We start from the raw sequence: 12,959 nt of genomic DNA, 5'->3' as shown, positions 1-12,959 counted from the left end.
ATAACTAAAAAAGAACCTCGCGTTTATAACGCGAGGTTCTTTTTTTAAGTTATTGTTTGTCCCACCAAACTCGGCCTGTTAGCAGGTCGCCGCCTGGTACCGAACCATGTGCAGGACCATAGTTGTCAGGATTGTTCACCGCCTCGGCTGATGGATAAGGGAAGCGGCGTGGTATAGTGCCAGATGTGGCATTGTTAGGAAAATTTACAGGATCCAGATCAGGATAACCGGTACGCCTGTAGTTAGCCCAAGCTTCATAAAAATCAAGCATGCTGCAGGTAAGTATCCAGTATTGAACGTTGGTTTGTTCAAGTCCTGCATAAGGATGTGCATTAACATATGCCTGTGCAGCATTATCACTGATGGTTGCACCGGCATCATATTGCTTTAAATAAGTGATGGCCGCTTTAACACCATTGTTATAATGTGTAGCTGCATCACCAAGGCCAAATCTTTCAGCGGCATCAGCCAGCAACAGTTCAGATTCGGCGTAAGTAAGGATAAATGTAGGGCCATCACGCTTAGTTAAGTAAGGGCTTGGCGACGAATAATCAGGAAAACTGGTAAAGCTTGGATCAGCAGTCACAATGTGTCCTGGTGTACTGAAATCAAGGCCATTTGGCATGCCTTTTTGTGCTGCTGCTGAAAAATTCGGATTTGCATTTTGCGTTTTATCATTTTCGTCATCATACAATTTAGTGCAAGCTAACACCGAAAGGCGAGGGTCATTATTTGATTTCAGGTTATTAATAAAGGTATTTGACCATTTAACATAAAAGTTTTCCTGACCACCATCACCTAAAAGTACCTGGCTGTTGCGGTTATTTGTCGTACGGCCACCTGAGCCATCGTGCTTTAAGAACGCATCATCCTCAATAGTAAGCGTTTTGCCGGCAACCTTTGTTGCATAGCTTTTTGCTGTTTCAGGGTCAACTTTGGTTAAACGCATAGCTATGCGCAATTGCAACGTGTAACCAAATCTTTTCCATTTGTCAATATTACCCTGGTAAATCGCATCACCGGCCGGCCTGTCACCACCGGCGTCAAGCGCGTCTGTAGCTTCACTTACCTCTTTCAACAGGTCAGCATAAATAGCTTCCTGTTTATCGTATTTCGGATAAAATACTTTTTCATAGTAACCCAAACCGGCTTCAGAGTAAGGCACATCTCCGTATAAATCAGTTAGCCGCTGAAATATTAAGGCACGTACAATCCTGGCTATTTGAGTAAGGTTTTTATATTGAGGCTTGTCTTTTGTCCATTCAATAATATCAACAATAGGTTTTACCTGTTCTGAGTACGATTTTTCCCAGTAAGCTGCTGTATAACCCTCATTAAGTAAATATTTGTCACCGGCCCAATAACTTACTACTGATGAAAAGCCCTGCATAAAGGTTGAGCAATAAATAAGGTTTCCACGCCAGGTTTCGTATGCAAAGTCGGTACTGCCGGTATAAGCCAGTTCAGCCGAGGTAAGCATATAATTAGGGTCAAAATTAGTTTGGTTATATGAGTTAGGATTGGTGTTTCTCTCCACAAAATCCTTGGTACATCCGGCACCAAGAAGTAATGTCGCCGAAAGTAATGTAATATGCTTTATGAATTTCGTTTTCATTTTTTTGCTGATTGTAAATTAATCCCTCAATTAAAATTTAACACTTAAATTAAGGCCATAGGTACGTGTAGTTGGCAAACCGCCCGATTCAATGCCTTGTGCATATGCAGAGTAGCTTGATTCAGGATCAATATTATCTGTTTTTTTCATGATGTAGAACAGATTACGGCCAACCAAACTAATAGTAGCTGTTTTAACAGCGCCATTGAACAAGTTATCAGGCAAGTTATAACTAAAGTTTATAGAACGGAACTTAATAAAGCTTGCATCCTGTACAAATAATTTTGATACATTGTTTGCAAGTGTACTGTAATATGTAGCAGCGTTTATAGGTTTTGCATCAGTGCCAAAGTTGCCAGTACGGTTTTCTAAAGTCGCCTTATGTAAACCAAATATGTAGCCGTAATAGTTTGATGTTGAATATATTTTACCACCAAATTTGCCATCAATTAAAAATGAAAGGCTAAACTGTTTATAATTGAAGGTGTTAGTTATGCCTCCGATCCATTTTGCATAAGCCGAACCATAAGGCGTTAATTTACCTCTTAAAGGAAGGCCGGTGTTTGGATCTAACGAAATATTTCCATTTGCATCGTATGCATAGTCATATGCCATAACTTGTGCTATCGGCAACCCAACAACGTCTTGCGTGAAACCTACACCACTGCGTGATGTTGCCAATAAGTAGTTGTCGGTGCCGTTCGCTAATGCAAGTACTTTACTGTTGTTTATCGATCCGTTTAAACTGACATTCCAGTTAAAGTCATTTCCTTTTATTGGGCTGCCATTAATTAATGCTTCAAAACCTTTATTTTGAAGCTTGCCAATGTTTAAAACAGCGCCGGTATAACCCGATGTGCCGGATGCCTGAGCTGGTAAAATTTCATCGTATGATTTTTTATTATACCATGCTAAATCAAAAGAAAGTCGGTTATTGAAGAAACTTAACTCAGCGCCAATCTCAATTTCGGTAGCATATGAGGGCTTTAACTCATCATTAGGAATATTTGAGTTCAATATGCTACCTAATGGTAATCCATTGAGGTATGCACTATTTAGGCCATAGCTAAGCGCTGTTTGATATGGTGTTGTTGCGCTACCCACTTTTGCATAACCGGCTCGTAATTTACCATTATATAACCAAGTTGGTTTCCAAAGCTCTGAGAATACAAATGAACCGCTTAAAGAAGGATAAAAAATGCTTAACCTATTATCTTTGCCAGGTGTAGCAAGTGTTGAAAACCAGTCGGAGCGGCCGGTACCGTTTAGATACAGGTAGCTTTTATAATTTATCTCTAACGCTCCATAAACAGAGTGAATTTCCATATCCCCGGGATATACAGTAACCGCTTTATTTTTGGTAGCATTACCCAGATTGTAAATAAATGGAACCGCAAAGGTGTCGCCACTGTTAACAATGCTTTCTACTTTTTGACGCCGATAGCTGGCACCTGCAGTGGGTGTAATGGTAAGATCATCATTTATTTTAACTGGCCTGCCGGCTAATACATCTGATTCAATGTCTGAATAAGTGACAGACTCTTCTGAGATTGAGCCCAGCGGGCGGTAAGCTGTTCCGCTTGGTACAACATTAGTATTACGGTCATTATATGCATCGCGGCCAATGCGACCTTGTAAAAAGGTTCCATCATCAAAATTATATCTCAAGGTTGCGTTTGTTAGTAGCCTTGTTCTACGGGTATTATTGATGTAATTTTCAGTAGCAAACCATGGGTTTGTCGCAAACGTGTTTGAACTATAGCCAAGTTCACTGCCATCGGCTTTACTTCCGGGCTTTAAAGTGTTAATGTCGACACTTGAGGGCAAAAACCAGGCATTAAAGTTAGGGTTGCCTGCGCCATCCCCCACAAAAGGCCGGTTATTGCCTTGTTCAAGAATGTAATTAGCACGCGCTGTTACCACAAAATGCTTACTGATATTGTAATTGGTGTTAAGGTCAAATGTTTGCCTGTTTAACCCAGAATTTGGGACTACTGCATTGTAATGTAAGTCGCTGGCAGAAAAACGTACTGAACCACCATCAAATAGTTTGTTAAAAGCTATTGTGTTGGTTAATCCACCACCGGTACGATAAAATTTGCTCAGATTGCTACGTTGCGCAACATAAGGACGTGAAACGCCATCAAATTGCACTACCTGCGAGCCATCGAGTAACCCACCATAGCTCGATTGGCCTGCTTGAAAAGCTGAGGCTTGATCTGCTGGTTTAACGTTATTTGCGCCCTGGCCATATTGATACTGCCAATCGGTGGGATCGATTATTGTTTCTGCAACATAATTTGAATTAAACTCTACGCTATTATTTTTTGCACTTTTTGTTGTAATAAGTATAACGCCCGCCTTAGCTCGATAACCATAAAGTGCAGATGCAGCAGCGCCTTTAAGTACTGTAATAGTTTCAATATCATCCGGGTTGAGGTTGCTTATCGCGTCACCGTTATCGGCTGAGTTATCCCACTGACTACCACTATTATTTGAGGTTTGTCCTGCGCCTCCTGTCAGTGTACCGCCATGCCCACCCGGGTTACTCTCTACTGGGATACCGTTAATTACATACAAGGGTTGTGAGTACCCTGATAAATTAGCAACACCACGTATTTGCACGTTTGTTGAAGCGCCCGGGCCACCTGATAGTGAGTTTATGTTTACCCCCGCAACTTTACCAACCAAGGCGTTCATAAAGCTTACTTCGCGGGTTTTTGTTAGGTCTTCACCTTTAACTTCAGTTACAGAATAGCCAATTGCACGGCGTTCTTTTTTAATACCCAAGGCGGTAACCACTACTTCGCTAAGCTGCTTCGAGTCTTCACTTATATTAATGGTTATTTGTGCAGTTGAAGAAACTTTTATTTCCTGTGTAACATAACCCACATAACTAATAATCAGTATATCACCAATTTCTGCATCTACAGTAAATTGGCCGTTGATATCTGATTGTGCACCTTTTGTAGTACCCTTAACTGTTATACTTACACCAGGTAAAGGCTGGCCGGCATTATCGCGCACAACACCTTTTATTGGTGCCTGCATGTTGCTGGTTATTGATACAATACTTTTTCGGGGAATATTTAATGTGCGGCTACCGGCATAAGCCCCACAAGTAATCCCCGGAAGGAATAAGATAAGTAATAGTTTTTTTTTCATTTTGCTGTAATTAAGTTGTTGTATTGAAGGTGGTTAATTGTTATTGAGTATAGTTTATTGTTTATGTATAATGTTTGAACCAATCCCGATCACATTACCAATACCGCTGCACCAATCAGTCTTTACCCAAACCCATCCAGATATCAGCAATCCTGCATGCCGCCTATGCGACTTAAATAATTATTATCAATATGAAAAAGACGACAAGTGAGTTTCGCTTACGCCTTATCTTGGTTTAAAATTCTTAAATTGAAATGCGTCTTACTTTCCAATTTAATTCTGTCCTAAAACAAACTTAACAAATAAAATTTTAATATTGCCAAAAGTTTTTTAAAAATTTAAAAAGTTTAAAGCAAAATTTCTTTGCCCTTAATTGGGATGTTAAAAGTGTATTCTGTGGTTCAATAGATATCTTATAACTCCAATGGATTCAAATTTAAAATATAAGTATTGTTCGCAGATTAATTAATGATATCAACTAATCTCCGGCTAATTATTTTTTAATCTGTATTTTCTTATTTGTATAGTCAATGTAATCCATATGAAGAAGAATTTACTTTGTGTACTCTTGCTACTTATAACATATTTTTCATACGCCCAGAAAAAGGTAAAGTATGTAGACCCAATGATTGGCGCAGGTGGGCACGGTCACGTATTTGTTGGAGCAAGCGTGCCTTTTGGCGCCGTACAGCTTGGTCCGAGTAACATCCATAAAGGATGGGACTGGTGTTCGGGCTATCATTATTCAGACAGCGTTATCATCGGCTTCGCACATACTCATTTAAGCGGCACAGGCGGCAGCGACCTGGGTGATATACTGATTATGCCATACACGGGCCCAGTGAAAGTAAAAGTTGGCACGCAGCAAAGTCCGCTTTCAGGCTTTGCATCTTATTATTCGCATGCTGATGAAGTGGTAAAGCCCGGATATTATTCACTAAAACTAAAAAGCTACAATATAAAGGCCGAACTGACGGCTACCGAAAGAGTCGGGTTTCATCAATATACCTTTACTGCCGGGAAGGAAGCACACGTAATGGTCGACTTGAAGGACGGTAATGCCGACCGTGCAACGGATACTTATATCAAGCAGGTGGATAAATACACATTGGTGGGATACAGGTTCTCGCAAGGGTGGGCTAATGACCAGCGGCTTTATTTCGCCATAAAGTCTTCTGTACCGTTTGGCAGGTTTGAAGTATCTAACGATACCATTCCGTTGAATACCAGCTCAGGTAAAGGCAATGGTATCAAAGGCGTTATAAGTTTTAATACACCTCCATCAATAGTAAAATTTAAAGTAGGTATATCGCCTGTAAGTTATGAAAACGCCATAGCCAACATAAATAGTGAAATACCCGGTTGGGATTTAAAAAAAGTTGCAAAACAGGCAGAATATAAATGGGAGAAAGAGTTATCTAAAATCGACATACAAACAAAGAATGAGGATGACAAAAAAATATTTTACACCTCGTTGTATCACACAATGATCGATCCTTCAATTTTTAACGACCATAATGGCGATTACAGAGGTACCGATAAAAAGGTTTATAAAAAAGCCGGCTTTACCAATTATACTGTTTTTAGTTTGTGGGATACCTATCGTGCCCTGCAACCACTGTTTACCATCTTTCAACCGGAACGTGAGAATGATATTATCAACTCCATGCTGGCCATTTATCAGCAGCAAAAACGGTTGCCTATATGGCATTTGCAGGGCTGTGAAACCGAACTGATGCCCGGCATAAGCGGCGTGCAGGTAGTTGCTGAAGCGTACTTGAAAGGTTTTAGAGGTTTTGACACCCAACTTGCTTATGAAGCAGTAAAAACATCAGCAAACAGAGACGAACTCGGGCTTACTTATCAAAAAAAACTGCAGTATATCCCGTCTGATAAGGTTCAGGAGGCTGTAGCTAAAGCTATGGAGTACTCCATAAGTGATGGCAGTATTGCGTTAATGGCAAAACGTACAGGAAACACTACTGATGCTGAATATTTTACCAAAAGATCGAGGAACTATAAGTATTACTTTGATGCATCGTCGGGCTTTTTCAGAGGCAAACGCGCTGATGGTACATGGAATCCGGTGTTTAAGCCCGAAAAATTTTCGCATCCTTACATAAATGATTACACTGAAGGGAATGCCTGGCAGTACTTGTGGCTTGTACCACAGGATGTGGAAGGTTTGATTGACATAATTGGCGGAGAAAAAGCGTTTAATAGCAGGCTCGACAGTTTATTCGCGCTCGAAGTAGAACCCGACCCTAACATGCCGCTTGATATAACAGGGCTGATAGGGCAATATGTACATGGCGACGAACCAAGCCACCATATAGCATATTTATATGCTTATACCGGACAACAGTATAAAACCGCCGAAAAGGTAAGATATATTATGAAAAACATGTATCAAAGTACGGTTGACGGCATCAGCGGCAATGAAGATTGCGGACAGATGTCAGCATGGTATATATTCTCGTCGTTAGGTTTTTATCCTGTATTCCCGGCAAACGGCGCTTATGTGTTAGGAAGTCCGCTTTTTGATAAAGCAACCCTAATGCTGCCTGAAGGAAAAAAGTTTGTTGTTACTGCTGTTAACAACAGTCCCGAAAATATCTACATACAAAATATTGAATTAAACGGTAAAAGCTACAATAAAAGCTACCTGATGCATAAGGATATCATGAACGGCGGAGCATTGAAAATTACGATGGGTAATAAACCCTCAGCGTTTGGCGCTTCAGTTGATGCACGGCCTAAATCAAGTTATTAATTTACCCGACAGATCATTCATTTAAGCAGCCCTGACAAAACCGGGTCGGTTGCTTATATATTATATGGCCATAGCGGTATAGCTGCCGTAATAAACCTTATATTATGTTAAGATTAATACAATTATCTTTTAAAATATTGCTGTTCCTTTTAGTTTCAACAGCAGTATTTGCTCAAAGCAATCACCTTAAATTATGGTATGATAAACCCGCCGGTAAAGTTTGGGAGGCTGCGTTACCTATAGGCAATGGGCGCATTGCTGCAATGGTGTATGGCAATCCTGAAAATGAACTGATCAGGCTGAACGAATCAACTGTTTGGAGCGGCGGTCCTAACCGTAACGATAATCCTGACGCGCTGCAGGCTTTACCCGAAATACGCAAATTAATATTTGAAGGCAGGTACTCAGAAGCCAGTAAACTGGCCGAAAAAACCATACAATCAAAACGAAACAACGGAATGAACTATCAGCCCGTTGGTGATCTGAAACTCACCTTTCCGGGACATGATAGTTGCTTAAACTATTATCGTGAACTGGATATAGCCAATGCTGTTACCAAAACAACTTATACATTAAACGGCGTAAAGTACACAAGGGTGGCCTATGCATCATTTCCCGATCAGGTAATCGTTATACGGTTAACGGCAAGCAAGCAGGGTAGTATCACCTTTAATGCCGGTATGTCAAGTCCGCAAAAGTCTGTTATAAATGCACAGGAGAATAATCAGTTGACATTGGCAGGCATCAGTGGAAATAAAGAGGGCGAAACGGGCAAGGTGAAGTTTAAAGCGATTGTAAAGATAAATGCAGAAGGAGGCACTATTTTGTCAACCAACGAGCAAATCAGCGTTCGCAATGCCAATACGGTAACCTTATATATTTCACTTGCTACAAATTTTGTCAGCTATAATAACTTAAGCGCCGACGAAAGTGAACGTGCTGAAAGTTATCTGTATAAAGCTTTAAAAAAGCCTTATGGCCAGCTTACAACTGATCATATAAAAGCTTATCAAAAGTTTTTTAACCGCGTAAAGATCAACCTTGGCAAAACAGATTCGATAAAAAATCCTACAGACATCCGTATACGCGACTTTGCTAAAGGTAATGATCCGCAATTAGCGGCTTTATACTTCCAGTTTGGCCGTTACCTGTTAATATCATCTTCGCAACCCGGTGGGCAGCCTGCAAACCTGCAGGGAATATGGAACCCGCTTATGAACCCACCATGGGGCAGTAAGTATACCATTAACATAAATACCGAGATGAATTACTGGCCTGCCGAGGTAACCAACCTGCCTGAAATGCACCGGCCGCTTATACAAATGGTAAAAGAGTTATCTGAAACGGGGAAAGAAACAGCGCGCGTAATGTATGGCGCCGATGGTTGGGTAGCCCATCATAATACCGATTTGTGGCGGATAACCGGTCCGGTTGATGGTATTTATTCGGCAATGTGGCCAATGGGTGGTGCTTGGTTAAGCCGCCATCTTTGGGATAAATACGAGTATAACGGCGATAAAAAATACCTGCAGGATATTTATCCGGCACTAAGAGGCGCTGCAAAATTTTACCTTGATTTTTTGGTTGAAGAGCCGGCACATAAATGGATGGTAGTATCGCCATCAATGTCGCCTGAAAATGCGCCGCAATCTCATCACGGAGTATCCATTACAGCCGGAGCCACAATGGATAACCAGATACTGTTCGATTTATTTACAAACACCATAAAAACCGCCGGGATATTAAATGCCGATCAGGATTTGGTTAAACAACTTGTTGCCATGCGCAAAAGGCTGGCTCCAATGCAAATAGGTCAGTACGGACAATTGCAGGAATGGCTGGAAGATATTGATAATCCAAACGATAAACACCGCCATGTGTCACATTTGTACGGATTATACCCTTCAGCGCAAATATCGCCTTACCGCACGCCGGAATTATTTGCGGCGGCACGTACCTCACTTATTCAGCGTGGCGACGTATCAACAGGCTGGTCGATGGGGTGGAAGGTGAACTTATGGGCGAGGTTGCTTGATGGTAACCATGCCTATAAATTAATAAAGAACCAACTTACCCCGGCCGGTCAAAATATAGGCGAAAACAGCGGCGGGGGTACGTATCCCAATTTGTTTGACGCGCATCCGCCTTTCCAGATAGACGGGAATTTTGGGTGTACTGCAGGTATAGCGGAGATGCTTCTGCAAAGTCACGATGGCGCTATATACTTATTGCCTGCCTTGCCCGATGAGTGGAAAGAAGGTAGTATCAGCGGTTTAATGGCACGTGGTGGGTTTGAAATTAAGAACATGACATGGGCCAATCATAAACTTATTAGTGTAACTATCCTGTCTAAACTTGGTGGCAATTGCCGTATCAGGGTTCCCAACAAGCTTAAAAACGCCGCCGGTTTGAAAGAAGCTACCGGTAATAACCCGAATAGGTTTTATATAACTGAAGAAGCTGAAAAACCGCTTACATCGTCAAAGGCAAATTTGCCGGAAATACAACTTCCTGAAACCCGGGTATATGATGTTAAAACCCTGCCCGGAAAAGTTTACACATTTACAGGTAGTAAATAATCTCGAATTGTATTCCGCAAATGGTATTGTTAATAAGCTGGTGGTAACGCTAATTTTAATTAAAGAGATAGTATGGATTTGTAAAATAACAGTTAAATTTGATAGAGATTATAACCTAAAGCCAGTATTGGCGCCAATTAATCCTGATCAATTTATTGATAACCTGCTAACAAGGCGTTTTTATGATGAGATTTTACTTTACATTAAATAGTATTGTTATTTGCTTACTTACTGTATTTTGTAATTTAAACAGTTATGCCCAAAACTATGGTTTAGGTTTTGCAAGCCATGAGGCGCATCAGGATAAACGTACCACACTCGATCTGACATCTGAAAAAGATCTGTGCTTTTCAGGAAACTTTGATATTTCTTTTGAGCTTTCTTTTGTACCGCACCGTAATGTCTATTTCGGCTACATACTGCGCATTATTGAAAACGATAAAAATAATTACGACCTGGTTTATAACACAGCTAAAGACCACTTCAATGTTATTGTCGGCGACTCGCTTTCAGGTGTTAACTATAACATACCACGCACAAATCTGTATAACAAATGGAATAAAATTCGTGTAAGGTTTGATGTTGAGAAACAATCGCTTAGCGTTATCAGCAATAATAAAACCTACACGCAAAAAAATATAGCAATCAAGAAAAACGGATGTTATAAAATTGTTTTTGGCGCTAATAAATGCGAGCGTTTTGAAACCACTGATATCCCTCCGATGAAGATCAGGAATGTGGTTGTTTATGACAAAGGAAGCATCGAATATAACTGGCCTTTGAACGAAGTAAGCGGCAACTATGCGTTTGATATTATTAAAAATAAAAAGTCGGCGGTTAGTAATCCTCAATGGCAAACGGCCCTTCATTCAAACTGGAACAGTACAGCCCCGCTTACAGTTAATGGCATAGCCAGCGTAGCGTTTAACAATAAAAAAGAGCAAATATACATAGTAGCCGCCGATACGGTTTACACCTATTCGGTAGGAAAATCCTCCTGGTCAAAAAATCAAACCAGGGTGGCAATGAACCTTAATCAGGGTAACCGCTCATTTTACAACGAGCTTGATAATAGCCTGTACAACTATTTTATGGGTCGTGAAGCTGTTGCTAAATATAATTTTGATAACGGTAGCTGGAGCAAAAATTTCCCGACAGGGGATGTTACCGGTTACTGGCACTCAAACAAGATGTTTTGTAAAAATGATTCATCGTTATACATTTTTGGCGGGTATGGCTATCTTTTATATAAAAACGAGGTAAAGAAATATACCTTCAATACAAATACATGGGATAGCATAAAATACAAAGGCGACTTTTTTACGCCACGCTACCTTGCAGGATTAGGAGCCACGGCAAACGGTGATACGGCTTATATATTGGGTGGATATGGCAGTACCAGCGGTGAGCAAATACTTAATCCGAGGAATTTGTATGACATGATGCGGTTTACTGTGAAGGATCAAACCTTTAGGAAACTGTTTGAGCTCAAGATTAAAAGTGAGGATTTCGCGCTTGCCAATTCTTTGGTAATTGATGGTAAGCACAATGTTTACTATGGGCTAATATTTCCGCGGAACAAGTACAACTCAACATTACAATTAATACGGGGTTCGTTAAAAGATCCATCATACCAGGTGCTGGGCAGCGCTATACCATATGCGTTTCATGACGTGCACTCATTTGCCGACTTGTACTACTGTAAAAAGAGTAACAAATTTATCGCAGTTACCTTATTAAGAGGTGACGACAATAAAACTGTGGTTCGCATGTTTACGTTGCTTGGCCCGCCTTACTTCGGGTCTGATAAGCTATTGGCCAATTCCAATAAAAATACCTGGTACATTGCACTTGCCGCGCTTTGTTTACTTGCGGGTGTGGCAGTATTGGTGTATCATCAGCGTAAGAAAGCGAAACAAAAAGCTTTACTTACTCCATCAGCTTACAATTCAGGCGAATCTGTTTCTGTTGATAGTGATCTGCAGTTGAACGAGATGGAACTGGCGGAACACAGTGAAACCAAGTCGGCAGCAACTCCGCAGTTTAAAAATGCTATATTGTTGTTTGGTGATCTGCAGGTGTTTGATTCTGAAGGCAACAGCATTACAAAGCTTTTTACACCGCTTATAAAAGAGTTGTTCCTGTTGTTGTTATTACATTCAGTTAAGTTGGGTAGGGGGGTAAGTTCTGATAAGTTGAACGAAATGTTTTGGTTCGATAAATCTGAAAAAAGCGCCCGTAACAACCGGTCGGTAGCTATAGTGAAATTGAAATCGCTATTAGAGAAACTTGAACACTGCAAACTTTCAAAAGATTCGGGATACTGGATGATCGAGATAGACTACCATCATTTCTATGTGGATTATCATAGCTATCTGAACATAATAAATAACCGTAAACGCATTGATGATAATCAGATACAGCACCTGTCGAGTATTGTACAACGGGGCAGTTTCTTATCAACCAGCGAGTATGAGTGGCTGGATATCTTCAAGTCTGAAATATCAAATGATATCATTAATACTTATCTGCATTTCCTGCAAATGCCTGAACATCATAACGATCCGGAGTTCTTGATTAAAATAGCAAGCTATATATTAAATATCGACCCGGTTAACGAAGAGGCCATGATATTAAAATGCCGCTCGTTTGTTACGCTGGGCAAACATTCGCTTGCTAAAAGCACATTTGAAGTGTTTACCAAGGCGTACAAAAACATGTATGGAAACAGCTTCGATAAAGATTTCCATTCGGTACTGGAAAAAGGTAACGTCGTTATCTAAAAAGCCTTGCTACCTGCAATTTCTTTATTAATTGATACGGCGCT

5 protein-coding genes are annotated in these 12,959 nt (G+C 40.6%); 3 read left to right on the top strand and 2 right to left on the bottom strand.

Annotated features, from left to right (window positions below; translation table 11 throughout):
* Positions 1 to 49: 49 nt before the first annotated feature.
* Complete coding sequence (locus EOD41_RS10045; protein ID WP_127704682.1) at positions 50 to 1,615, bottom strand: SusD/RagB family nutrient-binding outer membrane lipoprotein; 1,566 nt, start codon at positions 1,613 to 1,615, stop codon at positions 50 to 52.
* Positions 1,616 to 1,645: 30 nt separating this feature from the next.
* A complete protein-coding gene (locus tag EOD41_RS10040; protein ID WP_127704681.1) occupies positions 1,646 to 4,780 on the bottom strand; it encodes a SusC/RagA family TonB-linked outer membrane protein in 3,135 nt (1,044 codons plus the stop codon).
* A 541-nt stretch (positions 4,781 to 5,321) separates the two neighbouring features.
* Here EOD41_RS10040 and EOD41_RS10035 point away from each other — a divergent pair.
* From EOD41_RS10035 to EOD41_RS10025, 3 genes are all read left to right on the top strand, one after another.
* The gene (locus EOD41_RS10035; protein WP_127704680.1) at positions 5,322 to 7,553 is read left to right on the top strand and encodes a GH92 family glycosyl hydrolase; all 2,232 of its coding nucleotides are present in this window, start codon (positions 5,322 to 5,324) and stop codon (positions 7,551 to 7,553) included.
* A gap of 104 nt (positions 7,554 to 7,657) precedes the next feature.
* Positions 7,658 to 10,132 (top strand): glycoside hydrolase family 95 protein, encoded by a 2,475-nt coding sequence (locus EOD41_RS10030; protein ID WP_127704679.1) that lies wholly within the window; start codon positions 7,658 to 7,660, stop codon positions 10,130 to 10,132.
* A gap of 182 nt (positions 10,133 to 10,314) precedes the next feature.
* Positions 10,315 to 12,915 (top strand): Kelch repeat-containing protein, encoded by a 2,601-nt coding sequence (locus EOD41_RS10025; RefSeq protein ID WP_127704678.1) that lies wholly within the window; start codon positions 10,315 to 10,317, stop codon positions 12,913 to 12,915.
* Positions 12,916 to 12,959 lie beyond the last annotated feature (44 nt).

Origin of the sequence: Mucilaginibacter limnophilus (assembly GCF_004005815.1) — a bacterium.
GTDB classification, from domain to species: Bacteria; Bacteroidota; Bacteroidia; order Sphingobacteriales; family Sphingobacteriaceae; genus Mucilaginibacter; species Mucilaginibacter limnophilus.
Note: the sequence above shows the minus strand (reverse complement) of the source record. Positions and strands in the feature narration are given on the sequence as shown.